Origin of the sequence: Naasia aerilata (genome assembly GCF_030296595.1) — a bacterium.
In the GTDB taxonomy this organism is placed as follows: domain Bacteria; phylum Actinomycetota; class Actinomycetes; order Actinomycetales; family Microbacteriaceae; genus Naasia; species Naasia aerilata.
The window spans coordinates 2,290,906-2,307,771 of sequence record NZ_AP027731.1; the positions used below are offsets into that span (position 1 = coordinate 2,290,906).

18 protein-coding genes are annotated in these 16,866 nt (G+C 72.9%); 5 read left to right on the top strand and 13 right to left on the bottom strand.

Annotation, left to right across the window (positions count from 1 at the left end; translation table 11 throughout):
* Window positions 1–117: 117 nt before the first annotated feature.
* Window positions 118–486: a GGDEF domain-containing protein gene (locus tag QUE51_RS18175; RefSeq protein ID WP_350226780.1), complete on the top strand. Its 369-nt coding sequence runs from the start codon at window positions 118–120 to the stop codon at window positions 484–486.
* Between the two features lie 63 nt (window positions 487–549).
* On the opposite strand, the gene QUE51_RS18180 is transcribed toward QUE51_RS18175, so the two are convergent.
* The 7 genes from QUE51_RS18180 to QUE51_RS12035 all read right to left on the bottom strand — a co-directional run bounded on the left by QUE51_RS18180 (window position 550) and on the right by QUE51_RS12035 (window position 8,326).
* Entirely contained in the window at window positions 550–1,134 is a 585-nt protein-coding gene (locus tag QUE51_RS18180) for a biliverdin-producing heme oxygenase (RefSeq protein WP_350226653.1), read from the bottom strand.
* Between the two features lie 92 nt (window positions 1,135–1,226).
* The gene (locus QUE51_RS12010) at window positions 1,227–2,468 is read right to left on the bottom strand and encodes a low temperature requirement protein A (protein ID WP_286276617.1); all 1,242 of its coding nucleotides are present in this window, start codon (window positions 2,466–2,468) and stop codon (window positions 1,227–1,229) included.
* A 131-nt stretch (window positions 2,469–2,599) separates the two neighbouring features.
* Entirely contained in the window at window positions 2,600–3,166 is a 567-nt protein-coding gene (locus QUE51_RS12015; RefSeq protein ID WP_286276618.1) for a hypothetical protein, read from the bottom strand.
* Window positions 3,085–4,275, bottom strand: coding sequence for a hypothetical protein (locus tag QUE51_RS12020; protein ID WP_286276619.1), 1,191 nt, complete (start codon window positions 4,273–4,275; stop codon window positions 3,085–3,087). Before QUE51_RS12020 ends, QUE51_RS12015 begins: the two co-directional genes overlap by 82 nt.
* A 109-nt stretch (window positions 4,276–4,384) precedes the next feature.
* A complete protein-coding gene (locus QUE51_RS12025) occupies window positions 4,385–5,185 on the bottom strand; it encodes an SGNH/GDSL hydrolase family protein (RefSeq protein WP_286276620.1) in 801 nt (266 codons plus the stop codon).
* Between the two features lie 24 nt (window positions 5,186–5,209).
* On the bottom strand, window positions 5,210–5,614 hold the full coding sequence (locus tag QUE51_RS12030) for a DUF302 domain-containing protein (RefSeq protein WP_286276621.1): 405 nt from the start codon (window positions 5,612–5,614) through the stop codon (window positions 5,210–5,212).
* Between the two features lie 174 nt (window positions 5,615–5,788).
* Window positions 5,789–8,326 (bottom strand): ATP-dependent Clp protease ATP-binding subunit, encoded by a 2,538-nt coding sequence (locus QUE51_RS12035; protein ID WP_286276622.1) that lies wholly within the window; start codon window positions 8,324–8,326, stop codon window positions 5,789–5,791.
* Window positions 8,327–8,479: 153 nt separating this feature from the next.
* Here QUE51_RS12035 and QUE51_RS12040 point away from each other — a divergent pair, with 153 nt between their 5' ends.
* A complete protein-coding gene (locus tag QUE51_RS12040) occupies window positions 8,480–9,406 on the top strand; it encodes a DnaJ domain-containing protein (RefSeq protein ID WP_286276623.1) in 927 nt (308 codons plus the stop codon).
* Between the two features lie 78 nt (window positions 9,407–9,484).
* On the opposite strand, the gene QUE51_RS12045 is transcribed toward QUE51_RS12040, so the two are convergent.
* Entirely contained in the window at window positions 9,485–9,802 is a 318-nt protein-coding gene (locus tag QUE51_RS12045) for a hypothetical protein (protein WP_286276624.1), read from the bottom strand.
* Entirely contained in the window at window positions 9,748–10,800 is a 1,053-nt protein-coding gene (locus QUE51_RS12050; protein WP_286276625.1) for an MFS transporter, read from the bottom strand. The genes QUE51_RS12045 and QUE51_RS12050 overlap by 55 nt, the downstream gene beginning before the upstream one ends.
* Window positions 10,801–10,863: 63 nt before the next feature.
* Here QUE51_RS12050 and QUE51_RS12055 point away from each other — a divergent pair, with 63 nt between their 5' ends.
* Window positions 10,864–11,658: an EI24 domain-containing protein gene (locus QUE51_RS12055; RefSeq protein ID WP_286276626.1), complete on the top strand. Its 795-nt coding sequence runs from the start codon at window positions 10,864–10,866 to the stop codon at window positions 11,656–11,658.
* A 199-nt stretch (window positions 11,659–11,857) separates the two neighbouring features.
* Here QUE51_RS12055 and QUE51_RS12060 read toward each other — a convergent pair whose 3' ends face one another.
* Genes QUE51_RS12060 through QUE51_RS12070 form a run of 3 tightly spaced genes read right to left on the bottom strand, consistent with a single transcriptional unit; the run spans window position 11,858 to window position 14,403 of the window.
* On the bottom strand, window positions 11,858–12,364 hold the full coding sequence (locus QUE51_RS12060) for a 2'-5' RNA ligase family protein (RefSeq protein ID WP_286276627.1): 507 nt from the start codon (window positions 12,362–12,364) through the stop codon (window positions 11,858–11,860).
* 10 nt (window positions 12,365–12,374) lie between these two features.
* On the bottom strand, window positions 12,375–13,529 hold the full coding sequence (locus QUE51_RS12065; protein ID WP_286276628.1) for an acyl-CoA dehydrogenase family protein: 1,155 nt from the start codon (window positions 13,527–13,529) through the stop codon (window positions 12,375–12,377).
* 52 nt (window positions 13,530–13,581) lie between these two features.
* On the bottom strand, window positions 13,582–14,403 hold the full coding sequence (locus QUE51_RS12070; RefSeq protein ID WP_286276629.1) for a UbiA family prenyltransferase: 822 nt from the start codon (window positions 14,401–14,403) through the stop codon (window positions 13,582–13,584).
* A 126-nt stretch (window positions 14,404–14,529) separates the two neighbouring features.
* Between QUE51_RS12070 and QUE51_RS12075 the strand changes: the two genes are divergently transcribed.
* Both QUE51_RS12075 and QUE51_RS12080 read left to right on the top strand, forming a co-directional pair.
* Window positions 14,530–14,826, top strand: a complete 297-nt coding sequence (locus QUE51_RS12075; RefSeq protein WP_286276630.1) for a hypothetical protein — start codon at window positions 14,530–14,532, stop codon at window positions 14,824–14,826.
* The gene (locus tag QUE51_RS12080; protein ID WP_286276631.1) at window positions 14,826–15,707 is read left to right on the top strand and encodes a glycoside hydrolase family 3 N-terminal domain-containing protein; all 882 of its coding nucleotides are present in this window, start codon (window positions 14,826–14,828) and stop codon (window positions 15,705–15,707) included. The genes QUE51_RS12075 and QUE51_RS12080 overlap by 1 nt, the downstream gene beginning before the upstream one ends.
* A gap of 130 nt (window positions 15,708–15,837) precedes the next feature.
* Here QUE51_RS12080 and QUE51_RS12085 read toward each other — a convergent pair whose 3' ends face one another.
* The gene (locus QUE51_RS12085) at window positions 15,838–16,863 is read right to left on the bottom strand and encodes an FUSC family protein (RefSeq protein WP_286276632.1); all 1,026 of its coding nucleotides are present in this window, start codon (window positions 16,861–16,863) and stop codon (window positions 15,838–15,840) included.
* Window positions 16,864–16,866: the final 3 nt, after the last annotated feature.

Genomic DNA, 16,866 nt, shown 5'->3' on the forward strand with positions numbered 1-16,866 from the left:
GGCCGAGTCGCAGCTGTCGCATCTGGGGCTGCATGACGCCCTGACCGACCTCCCGAACCGGCGGCTGCTGATGCTCGCCCTCGACGAGGCGCTCGGCCGGGCCAGGGGGACCGGGCAGTGGCGCTCCTCTTCCTCGATCTCAACGGATTCAAGGCGGTCAACGACACCTACGGCCACGACGCGGGGGACGCGGTGCTCGTCGAGGCCGCGAGCCGCATCGCCGGCGCGACGCGTGGCGGCGACACCGTGGCGCGGTTGGGTGGAGACGAGTTCGTCGTCCTCTGCGAGGGCGTGGATGCCGACGCCGTCGACCGGATCGCGCAGCGGATCGAGGCCGCCTTCGCACCGCCGTTCGCGATCGGGGAGGCGACCGTCCAGCTGTCCGCCTCCCTGGGCCGGGCTACGGCCGGAGCAGGGGCGACCTCCTCGGGGCTGCTGCGCGAGGCCGACGCCGCGATGTACCGGGCGAAGCGCGCCGGGCGCTGACCCCGCGCGAGGGCTGACGGCCGAGGGCGGGTCAGCGAGCGGCGCTGAACGCCGGCCGAGCCCTCAGCCCCGGCCGGCCCACTGCGGGCTGGCGAGGCGCGTCCGGAACGCCTCGAAGGCGATCCGTGCGCCGGCGACCACGTCGTCGCCATCAGCACCCGCCTCGCCGTACCCGTCGATCGCGGCTCGCAGGGTGCGCCAGGGATCGGGATGCCCGCGGCCCTCGCTCTGGAAGAAGGCGACCGGCACGGGACCGACGGCGTCGAGGAACTGCGGAGCGAGGAAACGGCCGCCGAGGCTCGACCCTTCGGCCACATAGAGGGCACCGAGTGCCTGAGGGAACGTCGTCACGCCGATGGGCTCGCCCGCCGCCGAATCCGCGGGCTCGCCCAGCTCCACGAGGTCCTGGCGGATCAGGGGCGAGCGGCGGTAGTCGCCGAGGTCGAGACCGAGCGACGCCCATTCCGGCTGCCACCGAGGAGCGGCCAGCTCCTGCTCGAGAGAGGAGTGGAAGCCGAGCAGACCCTGCAGGAGGGCGACATAGTCGGCCCGCGACCGCACCGTGCCAGGGAGCCCGACCTGCTCCTCGACGTCCTCATGCAGCCCCTTGTTGGCGGAGCGCAGACGCTGGGTGAGGGGCTCGGCCATCCCGCAATCGTCCCCTCTGGCACCCGCGGGGAGCAACTCGGGGGACTAGCAGCACGGGGCGCTGGCGTGGCCTCTCGCACCAGTCGAACGCTTCAGGCCGACTCGGTCAGCGCCCGGACGGTATGCCGGTAACCCACCACCTCGTGCCCGACCACCTCGAGCACGGCCCCGGCGGCGACGAGCGCGATCACGGAGACGAGCGCCACGAGGTCCGCCGTGTGGCCCGGATCGATGGTGCCTGTTGAGCCGACCGTCAGGGCGAGGGCGACCGCCGCGACCAGCGGGAGCAGCGACAGGCTGAGCAGCGGCAGGTGGGTGAGGTCGTAGGCGCGCACCAGCACGCTCCAGGTCAGGAAGACCAGGACGATCACGGCGGCGACGGGGATCGCGAGTGCCAGCGCGAAGCGGAACAGCGAGAGCTCGCCCTCCTCGACCCCGGTCGCGGCGACCCGGAGGGCGGCGCCCACGGCGGCGATGGCACCGAACAGCGGGAGGTGGGCGTAGCGCCACGCGAAGGTGCGCTCCGGCCACTCCTCGAGGAGCACGCGCGAGGGGATGAGAAAGTAGGCCCACCACATGGCCGCCGCGAGCACCAGACCGGAGGAGGCGATGACGACGGCACCGATCGACCAGCCCTCTGTCTGGGTCAGCGCGGCGACCGCGCCGGTGGTGGCGGCCACCACCTCGCCGAGCGTGATGAGAGTGAGCAGGCTGAAGCGCTCCGCGATGTGACCGGCGTTCCAGGGCGGCTGGCCCAGCCTCCTCTCGAGCACAACCGGCGCCGCCATCTCGCCGAGCGCGAGCGCCGCGAGCAGCAGCACGGTGGGCACGACCGGCAGCGGAGCGATCGTGGTCAGCGCCCATCCCACCTGGGCGATCGCGATGGTGACGGCATAGGCGACGTCGATCCGCCGCCGATCCGGGTCCTGACGGGCGGCGCGCAGCCAGAGCGCGATGAGGGGCACGCGCATGATGACGTAGCCCACCACCATCAGCGCGTTGTTGGGGCTCTCGCCCTCGGCGGCCGCGGAGAAGCTCTGCGGGAGGCCGAAGGTGAGGATGATCACGCCGATCATCTGCACGATGGTCGCCACGCGGAACAGGGCGTCGTCGTTGCCATAGGCCGACGAGAACCAGGTGAAGTTGAGCCACGCCCAGCTCACCGCGAAGATCGCGAACAGGTAGGCGCCGAGGGCCGAGCCAACGTCGCCGGCGCTGAGGTGGTGTGCGAGCTGGTCGGCGGCCGCGCCGAACGCGATGACGTACGTGAGGTCGTAGAGCAGTTCGAGCGAGGTGGCGGAGCGTCCGCGCTGATCTGGGTCGTTCCCGCTCATCGACCGGATCCGATGGTGCAGGGTCTCCCGCAGGCTCGACCTGAGACCGTCCGTCACCTGTGCCACTCCCGCTCCTGCCCGGGACGGCGTCCTCCGCCGCCTGACCTCGGCGTGGTCGTCCCGAGGGAAACCTACGCACCCGGCTGCGGCGAGGTCGAGAGCGGTCGGCCCGGTGCCGCCGCGAGCGCCTGGACGGCCTCCGGGTCGACCTCGATCGCGACGAGACCTGCCACCGAGCCCACCTCGCGCCCCGCCTTGCGTCTCTCGAGAAACACGTGCGTCGCCCAGACGCCGACGGCGACGCCGGCGAAGGCCGCGAAGACAGCGACCCAGCGCACATAGTCGCCGTCGACGGTCCCCCACGAGTCGGGCACGGTCACCATGACGAGCAGGAACGCGGCGAGCCCGACGGCGTAGCTGAGCCCCCAGGCCCACCTCTTCCACGCGAAGAGCGCCGCGCCGTCGAGCGCGAGGAGGGGGAGGAGGGCGAGCGGGAGCGTGGAGATGCCCTCGATGGTGAGCGCGCTGAGCAGCTCAGTGGTGGCGCGCCCCACGGGTCCGGCGCCCGCGAGCGGGGCGAGCACGCTGTACATGACCCAGGCGACCAGACCGAGGGTCAGCGCGATCGCGGAGCCGAGCAGCACCACCAGCGCCTCGCGGGCGAGGGAGAGCGTCGCGGCGAAGGTGAGGCCGGCCACGAGCCCCAGGATGACCCCGGGGAGAAGTCGAGCAGCCGGGCGATGCCGACCGCGAGCGCGACGAACGCCAGGGAGCCCCAGCGGAACGCCACCGCCGGACGCAGGGACGAGTCGACGCGGGAGAGGATCGCGCGCAGGAGCGCGAGGGCTGCCAGGTTGAAGACGAGCAGGCTGACGAGGTTCGTGAGGAAGAGGCGCAGCGACAGCAGGTTCGGCCCGAAGGCGGGATCGACGAACCCGACGATCGCCGCCGTCGCCACGAGGCCGGCCGCGAACCCCCACGGCCGGCTGCGCGCGGCCGTGCTCGGACTCCTCTCCGCGCGACGGCGAGCGCGCAGCCGAAGCCAGAGGGCGTCCAGGCGAGGCGAGAGCACGGAGTCGAGCAGGGCGCTCGGATAGCCGACGACGAGCATCAGGACCACGGCGGAGCCGCCGAGAACGGCCCCGCTCGTGGCGTTCAGCCGCACGTCGCCGATCCTGCGCAGCTCGCTGAGGACGCTGGGGTCGCCGAATCCGGTCGCGTCGAACGCGCCCCGGACGGAGAGCTCGAGCAGCAGGGTCGGTGTCGTCAGGCTCTCGTCGAAGACGTAGTCCTCGCCGTCGAAGTAGCTGAGCTCCACGATGTTCTCGCCCGTGGCCGCGTTGCCGAAGCGGGCGCGAACGGAGGAGGGCTCAGGGGTGATTCGCTCCAGCTCCGCGGCGGTGAGCGCCTGTCCGTCGGTGAAGTCCACCGCGGCCACGGCGCCGCCCTCGATCCAGCCCTGGTCCTCGAAGGACCGGAGGACTCCGACGACAGTCGAGAACGGCACGTCGCGATAGACGAGGTCGTAGATCGCCCAACCATCGGCAGCGGGGAAGTCCCGGTCGGCGATCCGCGACGCGCAGTCCCAGGGGAAGGCGCGGACGGGCGGCGGCACGAGGGCCGGGTCGATGTCGAAGGGCGTCCGCCCGCTCTCGGCGAAGTAGGTGCCGGCGCAGCGGGACTCCGCGGTCGCCGCGGTGGCGGGCGCGGCGACCCCGGTGAGGATCAGCGCGAACAGGCCGGCGGCCGCGGCGCGGAGCGCCCAACGGCGGCGGTGCCGCGGGGCGGCGGCGGGGACGTGCGGCATCGGACTCCTCCGGGAAGCGGGTACCCGGGAAGTGTGCCGCGCTCCTCACCGGTGGCGGAGCCTGATCGGCGGCCTGCTACCTTCCTGCAATCTCGGGCGGCCGGATCCCTCAGAGACCCAGGTGCCCGACCACCGCGTCGGCGACCGCTCGCATCCCGTCGGCGTTCGGATGGAACGGGGTGGGGGAGCCGAACCCCACCGAGAAGCCGTTCGCCCAGGGCTCTGCGGACCCCACCGCATGTTCGATGCTGAGCGCCGACACCTGTACGAGCTGGGCGCCGGTTCGCTCGGAGGCCGTCGCGAACGCCTCGGCGAGGCGCTCGCCGGTGGCGCGGAAGGCGGCGATGGCCGCGGTCGCGAAGGGCGCCTGCTCGCTCGGCACGGTGCTGGGCCCGAGCACGGTGAGGTAGTCGACCAGGACCACCTCCGCCCGCGGCGCCCGCCGCCGGACCGCGTCGACGATCCGCACGAGGCCGGCGGCCGCGCGCTCGACGTCGGCCTCGGTCGGCATCGCCGGTGCCTGTTGCGGGGAGGAGCGGCGATTCCCAAGACGCGCCCGGACACCCGCCTGGGCGTGCGTGCGGAACCAGCTGCCCCAGGCGGCCGTCGTCATCCCGCTGATGTAGCCCAGGTCGTTCCCGCCCGCGGTGAGAGTGACCAGGTCGGCGTCGACGGGGAGCCCCGCAAGCTGCGGAGGGTACCGGCGCAGGAGGATGCGCTGCGGGGTGTCGAGGATGGTCGCGGTCGTCGCACCCGACACGGTGAGGTCGGTGAGCCGGGCGCCGAGCCGCTCCGCGAGGAGGTGCGGATAGTTCCGGCGCGAGCGTCCGGCCACCCGGTCCTCGAGGGGCTGGATGCCGGGGCCCGCCGCGAAGGAGCTGCCGAGGGCTGCGAGGTGCTGGACCGTCATCCGGTCAGTATCGCAGTCCTCGGCTCAGGACGGGTCGGCCGCCTCCGGCACCTCGCTGAGCAGCAGCTTCATCACCAAGGCGAGCTTGTGCAGGGTGTCGACCCGGTCGGCGAGCGCGAAGGAGCCGGCCAGCGTCTCCAGGTCCCGGTAGGCGAGCCGGGTGACGCCGGCGTCATCCCAGATCAGCAGGCGCAGGGGCAGCTCGAGGCCGGCACGCGGGTCGGCCTGCATCACGGGCGTCCCGGCCGCGGGATTGCCGAAGACCAGCAGGACCTCGTCGGCGAGGGTGAACCCCGCATCCCGGGCGCCCTTCGCATGGTCGATGAGTGCGAAGAGGGTGAGGGCGCGCTCGTCGAGTCCGGCCCGGACGCGCTCGACGGTCTCCGCGACGGAGAGCGACGAGGTGCGGGTGATCAGGTCCTGCGGCATGGCGTCCTCGTTCCTCTGCGGGCCGTCGGCGCCGAGTGTATGACCGGCGCGGCCCTGTCCGCACCACTCCGGGCTCTCCGCATCGGTCTCCGGTTGCGGTTCGTCCGAAGTGATGCGGGCAGCACGCGAAAGAGGCCGCCCCAGGAAGGGACGGCCTCTTTCGCGGAGCGCTGCCTAGGCGGCCAGCGCCTCCGCACGGACGGCGGCCTGCAGGGCCCCGCCGGTCACGAACAGCTCCACCGTGTCACCGGCGCTCACCGCGGAGGTGACGAGCAGGTCGGCGACCCGATCCTCGACCTCGCGCTGGATCAGGCGGCGCAGCGGGCGGGCGCCGTACTCCGGCTCGTAGCCGTGCTCGGCGAGCCAGTCGACCGCATCCTCGCCGACGGAGAGCGCGATGCCCTGCGCCTCGAGGCGCGACGCGGTGGCCTCCAGCAGCAGTCCGACGATCTCGCGCAGTTGCTCGCGGTCGAGCTTGCGGAACAGCACGATCTCGTCGATCCGGTTGAGGAACTCCGGTCGCATGCTCTCCCGCAGCTTGCCCATCACGCGGTCGCGGATGGCCTGCTGGGAGCCGAAGCCGCTCGCGTCGGCCGCGGTGAAGCCGAGTGCGCCGCCGCGGCTCGCCAGGAACTCGGACCCGAGGTTCGAGGTCATGATGACGATCGTGTTCCGGAAGTCGACCGTGCGGCCCTGACCGTCGGTGAGGCGTCCGTCGTCCAGCACCTGCAGCAGCAGGTTGAACACGTCGGGGTGCGCCTTCTCGATCTCGTCGAGGAGCACGACCGAGTACGGCTGGCGCCGCACCCGCTCGGTGAGCTGGCCCGCCTCGTCGTAGCCGACGTATCCCGGAGGGGCGCCGACCAGCCGGCTGACGGTGTGCCGCTCGCCGAACTCGCTCATGTCGAAGCGGAGCACCGCCTTCTCGTCGCCGAAGAGGGAGGCCGCGAGGGTCTTCGCGAGCTCCGTCTTGCCGACGCCCGTGGGGCCGAGGAAGAGGAAGCCGGCGATCGGCCGGCGGGGGTCGCCCATGCCGGTGCGGCTGCGCCGGACCGCCTTCGCGATCGCGGTGACCGCCTCGTCCTGCCCGATCACGCGCTCGTGCAGCTCGCTCTCGAGCTTCGCGAGGCGTCCGCGGTCGCCCTCGGTCATGCGGGCCGCCGGGATGCCGGTCATGCGGGCGACGATCTCCGCGATGTCGGCGCGGTCGATCACCGAGGCCTCCGGGGAGGGCTGGGCCGCCGTCGCGTCGCCGGTGATGCGGAGCCGCAGCTCCTCGATCTCGTCGCGCAGGCGGGACGCCTCCTCGTACTGCTCGGCAGCGACCGCGCGGTCCTTCGCGCCCTCGAGCTCGGTCTCGCGGACGCGAAGCGCATCCACATCCACCGGCTCGCCCACGCGCAGGCGGCGGCGGGCGCCGGCCTGGTCGAGGAGGTCGATCGCCTTGTCGGGCAGGAACCGGTCGGAGATGTACCGGGCGGAGAGCTCCACCGCGGCGCGGATGGCGTCCTCGGTGTAGGTCACGCGGTGGTGCTGCTCATAGCGGCTCTGCAGGCCCGCGAGAATCCGCTCCGCGTCGGCGACGCTGGGCTCCGGAACCGTGACCGGCTGGAAGCGGCGCTCGAGCGCGGCGTCCTTCTCGATGCGGCGATACTCGGCGAGCGTGGTCGCGCCGATCAGGTGCAGCTCACCGCGTGCCAGGCGCGGCTTGAGCATGTTCCCGGCGTCCATCGCGCCCTCGGCGCCACCCGCACCCACGACCGTGTGCAGCTCGTCGACGAAGACGATCAGCTCGTCCTTGTGGTCGGCGATCTCGGCCATGACCTTGGTGAGGCGCTCCTCGAACTCGCCGCGGAAGCGGGTTCCGGCGAGCATCCCGGCCAGGTCGAGCGTGACGAGGCGCTTGCCGCGCAGCACCTCAGGCACGTCGCCGTCGGCGATGCGCGCGGCGAGCCCCTCCACGATGGCGGTCTTGCCGACACCGGGCTCCCCGATCAGGACAGGGTTGTTCTTCGTGCGGCGCAGCAGGATCTCGACGGTCTGCTCGATCTCGTCGGCGCGGCCGATCACGGGGTCGATTCCGCCTTCGCGGGCCCGAGCGGTCAGGTCCGTGCCGTACTCGTCGAGCGTCGGCGTCTCGGAGGCGCCCGCACCGGGAGCGCGGGTCCCCGTCGCGGTCGGCTGCATCCCGCCGGCTGCGGCGTTCTGCAGGGCCTGCGGGGTGACTCCGGCGGCCGCGAGCAGCTGTCCGGCCACGACGTCCTGGTTGATGGTGAGGGCGAAGAGCACGTGCTCCGGGTCGATGTAGGTGGACCCGGACGCCCGGGCGACCTGCGCCGCGTCGAGCAGGGCCCGCTGCGCGGACGGCGTCAGCGCGGGGGTGTCGGTCGCGGGCTCGTCCGAGGGCTGCGGAAGCCGCTCCTCGACGGACTGGACCAGCGCCGAGCGGTCGGCTCCGGTGCGGTCGACGAGCGCGGTCAGGGGCGACTCCGTGAGCAGGACGTGCAGCAGGTGCAGGGCGTCGACGCCGGAGTGGCCCTCGGAGAGAGCGTGCTGCGCGGCGCGCTGGACGAGGTCGTGGCCTCGGCGGCTCAGCAGCCGCGTGATGTCGACGGGCCGGCCACCCGCGGGGCGCTGGCCGGAGAGCAGACGAGCGAGGAACTCGTCGAACGAGCCGTCGGATGCGGCCGTGGGGCCGAAGTATCCGGGCAAAGAAACCTCCAGGTAGAAACTTGAGTGTGTTCGACTCAAGATAACGCTGGCGCGGCGGCGGTATTCCCGGCCTCGACGTTGCTCCCGCGAACCGCGCAGGTGGGGCCCGGTAGGGTGGCGCCTCGGAGCGGCGACGGCCGCGGGAAGCGAAGGATGTCCGACAGTCCGGTCTCGGAGTCGCCATACGAGGCGCTCGGCGTTCCCTCGAGCGCGTCCGAGGACGAGCTCCGGCGCGCCTACCGACGGCTGCTGCGCGAGACGCATCCGGACACCGGGGGAGATCCGACGCGGTTCATCGCCGTCCAGCGGGCGTGGGAGCTGATCGGGACCCCGGCGGCGCGGGCGGACTACGACCGCGGCCACACGTACAGTCCCGGCGGCAGCGAGCGCGTCTCGTGGGCTCCGCCGCCTCGCGCGTCCTCGGCCCCGTCGAGCACCAGGCCGGGTGCGCGCTCGTACGGGCACCCGGGCGGCTGGCGGCGGGAGCGCTTCCTGCGCCTGCTGCAGGAGTGGGTGGGGCGGGGCGTGGCCATCGACGACCCCTACGACCCGGCGCTCGTCCGCCGCGCTCCCCGGGAGCTGCGGCGCATCCTGGCCGACGCTCTCGCCGAGGAGGCGACCGCGCGCCTCGTGAGCGAGCTGGGCATCGGCTACACCGTCTGGCACGACGTCGCGACGGGCGAGCCGGAGGACAAGCTCGACCATGTCGTCCTCGGGCCGACCGGACTCTTCGCAATCCTCTCGGAGGACTTCGGCGGCGTGGTGCGGGTCCGCCGCGGTGAGGTCGACGGCGTCTCCGTGGAGGGCGATCGGCCTCTGCACGCGCTCGCGAGCCGCGCGCGAGTGATCGCCCGCGCCGCCCGCATCAAGTTCGGCGGCCTCCTGCTGGTGGTGCCCGACGACGAGCTCGAGGAGCCCTACGTCGTGGCGGGCTCCTCCCGCGGCGCTTTGATGGCGGTCGTGCGGCGCTCCGTGCTGCCGGCCCTCCTGCGCGACGGCCTCCCCGGGGCCCGCACGGTCGGTGGCACGGAGCTCTTCGACCTCCGGACCCGGCTGCAGACGGTCATCACCTTCGTCTGACCCCACACAAGTACGTTCCGGCCCGACCGGTGCGCTCCGCCGTGCCATCCGGGCCGGAACGTACCAGCCCCGCCGGGGTCAGCTGGGGACGCCGCCCTCCAGGTGCGACTCGACCGTGGTGTCCTTCGGCGCCGGCGCCGCCTGGTCGACGCCGGCCTCGGCGTCGGCGGGCGGCTCGATGGGGGTGCGGCGTCGGGCCGCGACGACGATCGCCAGCAGGAGGCCTGCGGTGAGGACGATCAGGAGGGCGGCGCCGATCCCGACCGACACGCTCGCGCCCAGACCGGCGCCGAGCACGCCGATCAGGAGGCCGCTGCCCACCCGGAAGCCCTGCGACGTCATCACGTAGGCGCCGAGGAATCGGCCGCGCCGGTCGACCGGGGCGGCGAGCTGCACGAGCGCCTGAGAGGTCGACGACGACACGAGGCTGCTGGCGCCCGCCACCGCGAGAGCCAGGACCGAGAGGGGAAGCTCCGCGAGACGGCGAAGACGGCGACCGCCACGGCGAACACGAGTCCCGTGCCGACGGAGAGCCGCGTGCTGACCCGGATGCGGCCGATCGCCTCCAGCGTGATGCCGCCGATCACCGCGCCTCCCGCCATCGAGACGAGGAGCAGCCCGTAGCCGAGGCCGGACTGGCTGAGGCCGAGGATGTCGCCGAAATCGGGAAGCAGGGGCACGAACGCCGTGCCCACGAAGAAGGCGACTGCACCCTGCAGGACCATCGCGATGAGGATCGCCGGGTAGCGCGGCACCTCGCGCAGCACGTGCACGATGTCGAGAAGCCGGACGCGCTCGCGATGGGCGACGCGCACGTGCCCGGTGAACGGGGTGAGGAAGAGGTAGACGATGAACGGCACGTAGATGAGGACGTTCACCGCGAGGCCGAGAACCGGACCGACAGTGAAGAGGAGGGCGGCGCCCACCGCGGGCCCGACGAGCGCCCCGACGTTGAGGCCGGTCGCCATGAGCCGCACGGCGCCGGGCAGCTCCTCCGGACCGACCATGTCGTAGAGCATGAGCTGCTCCGCGGGTCCCCAGATCGCCGCCGCGAGGCCGTGGACGATCAGCAGGACCATGCAGTGCCAGGGCTGCAGCGTGCCGGTGCCGATCAGGACCGCCCAGCCCACCGATACCGACATGAAGAGGGCGGCGGCGACCTGCACGATCCGGCGGCAGTCGAAGCGGTCGGCGAGGGCGCCGAGCGGGATCGAAAGCAGGAGGTGCGGCAGCCAGTGGCTCACCACGGCGAATCCGGCCAGCGGGACGGAGTGGAAGCTCTGCCACATCACCCAGTAGGTGATCGCGTGCTCGGTGAGGTCGCCCGTCATCATGAGCATGGCTCCGCCGAGATAGCCCTTGTACCAGGGCGCTCTCAGCGCGGCGAATCTCACCGGTTCAGCCTAGGAGCCCGAGCGCCGCCCCTCGCGCCACCTCCGGCTCGGTAGGTTCGGAGGATGGAGACGACGAGGCCGGCTCAGGGCCGCGGGCTGTCCGCGTTCGGTGCCGGCATCGGCACCTTCTTCCGCGGCTTCGGGCTGTGGTCCACCTCGCCAGGACTGATGGCGCTCGGCGCCGTGCCCGCCCTGATCGTCGGCGTCCTCGTGATCGGCGTCCTCGTCCTCCTCGGCCTCAACATCGACGGCATCGCCGCCTGGATCACGCCCTTCGCGGACCGCTGGGAAGAGGTGTGGCGCACCGCCTTCCGGTTCGCCGTCGCGCTCGCCCTGCTCGTGCTCGCCATCCTCGTCGCGGTCTCGACGTTCACGGCGGTGACCCTTGCGGTCGGCGATCCCTTCTACGAGCGGATCTGGCTCGCGGTCGAGCGCCGTCTGGGGAGCTTCGAGGCGGTGGAGGTGGGGTTCTGGGCCTCGGTGCGCCGGGGGATCGCGAGCGGGCTCAAACTCGTGTCGCTGTCCGTCGCGCTCGGCCTGGGGGTCTTCGCCCTCGGCCTGATCCCGGTCGTCGGCGGCGTCCTCGGCTTCACCGTCGGAGCGCTCGGCGGCGGCTGGCTCGTGGCGACCGAGCTGCTCGGTCGCCCGCTCGACGCCCGCAACCTGCCGCCGGCCGTGCAGCGCTCGCTGCGGCGGCGGAACCGAGCGCGCGTCCTCGGGTTCGGCGTCGCGGTGTACCTGGTGTTCCTCATCCCGTTCGCGGCGATCCTCGCGACCCCCGCAGCGGTCGCCGGCTCGGCGGTGCTGGCGCGCCGCCTCCTCGAGTCGGCGGGACCGGCGGAGCTCGCGCGGCGCTGACGGGCCCTCTCTCTCTGGGCTCCTCTGCGTCGGGTGCTGATTTCGAGACGCTCGCTTCGCGAGCTCCTCAATCAGCGGGTCGAGGGGTGATGCGGCGCGGATCCGCCCGAGCTCCTCAATCAGCGGGCTCTCAACCGATGATTGAGGAGCGCCGCAGGCGCGTCTCGAAATCAGGCCCGATCAGTGAGACCTGCGTCCCTCAGGCGAGCTCGAGCGGCGTGACCGTCTTGGTGGCCGACGACCACAGGCGGGCCGCGTCCGCGGTGCCGTCGATCGCGCGCTTCGGGTCGAGCAGAGTGAGGGCGGCCGCCAGCTGCTCGCCGCTGAGCCGCCGAGCGAGGGTCACGTGCGGGGTCCAGGCGCCCGGCCGGGTCAGCCGGTCGATGCCCGGGCGCTCGCCGACCTCCTCGTGCAGGATGCGGTGCACCTCCAGCAGCGCGGCGCTCGGCCGCACGAGGCGGGCGAGCAGGAACCCCCGCCGAGCGGAGCCGAAGATCACCGGACTGGCGACCGTGACGGGGATCGGGAGACCGACGATGCGCGGCGGGTCGAGAGGCTCCTCCGAGTAGAGCAGGGTCACGTGCGGCCGGTTCGACTCACCGGTGTGCCGGGCCTGGCTCGGGAGGTCGGCCTCGCGCAGCGCGGTCCACTCGGCAACGAGCTCCTGCTCGGCGACGGGATCCAGGAGCAGCTCGATGCTCGGCATCCTCAGCGCCTCACGGGATAGGGCCGAGGAGGGCCGTCGCGACGGTCCCGTGTGCCGACTCGTCGTCGGAGGGGTGGAACATCCCGGCCAGCACGTCGCGATAGAGCCGGGACAGCTCGGCTGAGTTGGAGTACGACGAGCCGCCCGAGACCCGGATCGCCTTGTCCACAACATCCCGCGCCGTCTCGGTGGCGCGGATCTTGACGCCGACGAGCTTCCGGAACCACTGGCTCCCGTGGTCAGCGAGCTCGTCCACGTCCCTCGCGATCGCGTCGATCTGAGGCGGCAGGGCGTCGTACGCGAGGGCGGCATCCGCGATCCGCCACCGGAGGTCGGGGTCGGAGGCGAGCGGTGCCCCGTCGTTCTTCATCGACGTGCGCCGGTGCACGGCGGCGACCGCGAGCTCGAGCGCGCGCGACGCGATTCCGGTGTACACCGAGGCCAGCAGGACCTCGAAGTTGGCGAAGATGCCGAAGATCAGCGGATCGGGGTTGGGGCCGGGATCGAGGCGGCGGAACACGCGGTCCGGCGCGGCCTTCGCTCCCTCCAGGACGGTGGTGCTGCTCTGGGTGGCCCGCATGCCCAGCGTGTCCCAGTCGTCGAGGATCCGGAAGCCGCCGTCCTCACGCCGCAGGAACGCGTGGACGAGCTTCGGTGCGTCCTCCGACGTCGTGTCGAGACCGAAGAGCCCGAGCCGGGTCCAGGCGGGCGACAGCGATGTGAACACCTTCGTGCCGGTGAAGCGGTAGCCGCCGTCCGGTTCCGGGGCCGCCTCGGTGCGCGAGCCGAAGAGCACGAGGTCGTTGCCGGCCTCGCTGATCCCGAAGCCGAACACCTCGCCCGCCGCCGCCTCCTCGAGCACGAAGTCGAGGAAGTCCAGGCCGCGGTCGTGCACGGCCTTGGCGACGCCCGTCCAGACCAAGTGCATGTTGACGCCGAGCGCGGTGGCGGGGGCGGCGGCCGCGAGCCGCTGCTGCTCCCTGGCGACCTCGCGGAGGGTCAGGCCCTGCCCGCCGAACGACTCGGGGACGAGGGCCCTGAGGTAGCCGGCTTCCGCAAGCTCTGCGAGGTCCTCCGTGAAGAAGCGGTTCTCCCGGTCGTACTCCGGTGCGCGCGAGCGGATCCTCTCGAGGAGCTCGTCGGAGAGCAGCTGGCGGTCGGTCATCGGCATCCTCTCGGCGGCGGCGTCCTTCACGTTACGCCCTCGGTCGGTCCGCTCAGACGGCTAGCGACGCGCCGCCTGCGGCCAGCATGGCCACGAGGACCAGTGCGGCGACGAGCACGAGGACGAAGAGGCGGCGAGAGATCCGCCCGCGTAGCACCAGGGCGCACCCGGCGACCGCAACGAGGAGCACCAGAACGCAGCCGACGACGGCGAAGGGCCCGCCCGTCCCGACCGCGACCACGACCGCGCCGAGGGCGAGCGCGCCGAAGGCCGAGATGCCGGCGCCGCGGAGACCGAGCCGATGGGGGAGGCCGCGGACCCCGGTCTTCGAGTCGTCATCGAGGTCCGGCAGGACGTTCGTGAAGTGCGCCGCGACCCCGAGCAGCGCGCCGGCGAGGAGAGCCCACCAGGTCGCGAACCGCGGCTCGGGAGCGGCCAGCGTGACGACGGCAGGCAGCAGCCCGAAGCTCACGACGTACGGCAGCACCGACAGGATCGTCGACTTGAGGCCGGCGTTGTACGCCCAGGCGGACGCGACGAAGACGAGGTGAACGAGCCCCGCGGCGGGTCCGAGGAGGAAGCCGAGAAGGACGGCGACGACGGCCGCGACGACAGCGGCCGCCCGCACGGTGGGGATCCCCACGTCGCCCCGGGCGACGGGCTTGTCCCGGCGGCCGGACGCACGGTCTCGGTCCGCGTCGATCCAGTCGTTCGACCAGCCGATGGAGAGCTGGTTCGCGGCAAAGGCCAGTGTCACGACGCCCACCCGCCACGGCTCCAGGCCGGTGGCGATGGCGAGCGTGAACGCCACGGCGGTGACCGCAGCGGCGGGGACCGGGTGAGAGGAGAGCACCAGCGCGATCGGGACCCGCACCCGGTCAGACTATCGGCGGCACGGTGGCGCGGGCGCCGCGGACAGTGCACGCCCGGCGGCGGGGCTGCGAGTGTCCGCGCGACTCGCGCGAGCGCGTGGCTCGGCGGTCCGACGTAACCTGGGGGAATGCGCTCGCGGTGGGGGACCGTCCTGCTCGGGGCGGCCACCGTGGTGGCGGTCCTCGGCGGCTGCGCGGCTGCGCCCGCGGCGCCGCCCTCGCCCTCGCCTCCGGTCAGCAGCGCGCCCGCTCCGTCGCCGTCACCCAGCGCGTCGCTGTCCCTCGAGGAGGACGCACAGCAGCGGCTCGAGGCCATGAGCGTGCGGCAGAAGCTCGCGACGATGCTGATGCTCCACTACCCGGGCACCGACGCGGAGGACCTCGCCGGCTTCATGCGCACGACCGGCGCGGGGGCTTCATCGTGATGGGCGACAACGTCGCGGGCTCCGCCGCCGACGTGCGCGCCGTGACCGCCGCCCTCACCCTCGACCCCGCGCTGCCACCGCTGATCGGCATCGACCAGGAGGGCGGCGTCGTGTCGCGGCTCGACGAGGACACCCAGCCGGCGGCCGAGGAGCTGCGCTCCCTGCCGCCCGAGGCGACGCGCGAGGCCTTCGCCGCCCGCGCCTCCCTCGTGGAGAGCGCGGGCGCCAACCTCAACTTCGGCATCGTGGCCGACGAGACGGCAGACGGCTCATCCTTCATCGCCGACCGCATCCTCGGCACCAGTCCCGAGGACGCCGCGGCGCGCGTCGAGCAGGCGGTGCAGGGGGAGCGGGGCCACGTCCTGAGCACGCTCAAGCACTTCCCCGGGCACGGCCTCACCGAGGCGGACTCGCACTCCTCGCTCCCGTCGAGCGACATCTCGGCGGACGCGTGGCGGACGGGGCCGGCGGTCCCCTTCGAGCGCGGGATCGCGGCCGGAGCGGAAGCGGTCATGCTCGGACACCTCTGCCTCACGGCGGTGGACTCCGAGCCGGCGAGCCTCTCCCCGCGGTGGCACGACATCCTCCGCCACGACCTCGGCTTCACGGGCCTCGCGGTGAGCGACGACATGCTCATGCTCCAGCACTCCGGCGTGGACGGGTACGCGGACCCGCTGCAGAACGCGGTAAAGGCGATCGACGCGGGCAACGACCTCCTCGTGTACGTGCTCGCCGCGGACCCCGAGGTGTCGGGCGTCGACCCGGTCGAGCTGCTCGACGGACTCGAGGGAGCGGTGGCCGACGGACGGATCCCGGAGGCCCGGCTCGACGACGCGGTGCTGCGGCTCCTCGAGACCCGCCTCGCTCTGGCGGCCCGCTGACCTTCCGCCGAGCGCGGTGCGAGCCGACGAGCGCGGGGCGGATACGGGGCGCGCTCGTCCGCATAGGGCGCGCTCGGCGGCGCGGGGCGCGCGGCGGCTGCCCGGGACAGCGTCAGCGCCCGAGTCCGCGTCAGCGCCCGACGATCTCCTCGCGGACACGGCGCAGGTCCTCCATGAGGGCACCGATGAGGATCCAGTGCTGGGGCGGAGGCGCCGCCACCACGAGCGGCCGGGTCAGGGCGAGCGGCTCCTCGGCGATGGGCACCGACCCGCCATCGACCTGGACGAGCAGCCGGAGGTCGTGGGCGGCGCGGCGGAGCTCCTCCGCGATCGACCCGGTGATCGGCTCGTCGGCGAGGGACGGGTCCCAGTGGTCGCGCACGGCCCGGGCCATCCCGATCACCTGCGTGACGAGGGGCTCCATCCGGTTGAGCAGCCCGACATCGCGCTCCAGCTGATCGCGGTAGTGGGAGCGGCGGGGATTGAGCGTGAGGCTCTCCCGCCCGCCGCGGATCGCGTCGGTGGCCGTCTGCCGCAGGTCTCGGAGGCTTCGCGCCGACTCGAGCACGGAATCCAGGTCGGCCGCCTCGTCGGGATCGGTGAGCACCTCCGCGAGCCGATCCAGCTCCTCGGCCACCCGGAGGCCCAGCTGCAGCACGGCCGAGCGGGCGGGCGCCAGCAGCAGCGGCGGCACGATGAGCACGTTGACCAGGAGGCCCACCGCGGCGCCGATGACCGTCTCGACCACGCGTGCCGCCGCATAGGTCGGGGTCGCGGCGCCGATCGAGAGCACGAGCATGGCGCTGATCGGGATCTGCACCGACGAGCCGGGGGTCAGGCGCAGGCCCCAGGCGACGAACAGCGACGCCACGATGGCGAGGAGGACGAGCCAGCTCTGGTCACCGAACAGGAGGGCCGCGCCGAGGGCGACGAGCACCCCGACGAGGACCCCGAGGCTGCGCTCGATCGCCTTGCCGAACGACTGGTTGACGCTCGGCTGGACGACGAGCAGCGCGGCGACGGCCGCGAAGACCGGCACCTGCTCGGGGAACACGGCGAGGGCCACGAACCAGGCGGCCACCGATGCGATCGCCGTCTTGACGACCTGGAGGAGCGGCAGGCGTGAGTTCGCCCGCACCACCTCCGCCAACCGCACGGC

Coding starts and splice junctions, on each gene's coding strand:
- QUE51_RS12060 (WP_286276627.1), bottom strand. CDS start 12,364: ATGCCGAGCATCGAGCTGCTCCTGGATCCCGTCGCCGAGCAGGAGCTC.
- QUE51_RS12020 (WP_286276619.1), bottom strand. CDS start 4,275: ATGCCGCACGTCCCCGCCGCCGCCCCGCGGCACCGCCGCCGTTGGGCG.
- QUE51_RS12065 (WP_286276628.1), bottom strand. CDS start 13,529: ATGACCGACCGCCAGCTGCTCTCCGACGAGCTCCTCGAGAGGATCCGC.
- QUE51_RS12030 (WP_286276621.1), bottom strand. CDS start 5,614: ATGCCGCAGGACCTGATCACCCGCACCTCGTCGCTCTCCGTCGCGGAG.
- QUE51_RS12025 (WP_286276620.1), bottom strand. CDS start 5,185: ATGACGGTCCAGCACCTCGCAGCCCTCGGCAGCTCCTTCGCGGCGGGC.
- QUE51_RS12055 (WP_286276626.1), top strand. CDS start 10,864: ATGGAGACGACGAGGCCGGCTCAGGGCCGCGGGCTGTCCGCGTTCGGT.
- QUE51_RS12040 (WP_286276623.1), top strand. CDS start 8,480: ATGTCCGACAGTCCGGTCTCGGAGTCGCCATACGAGGCGCTCGGCGTT.
- QUE51_RS12010 (WP_286276617.1), bottom strand. CDS start 2,468: ATGAGCGGGAACGACCCAGATCAGCGCGGACGCTCCGCCACCTCGCTC.
- QUE51_RS12075 (WP_286276630.1), top strand. CDS start 14,530: ATGCGCTCGCGGTGGGGGACCGTCCTGCTCGGGGCGGCCACCGTGGTG.
- QUE51_RS12080 (WP_286276631.1), top strand. CDS start 14,826: ATGGGCGACAACGTCGCGGGCTCCGCCGCCGACGTGCGCGCCGTGACC.
- QUE51_RS18180 (WP_350226653.1), bottom strand. CDS start 1,134: ATGGCCGAGCCCCTCACCCAGCGTCTGCGCTCCGCCAACAAGGGGCTG.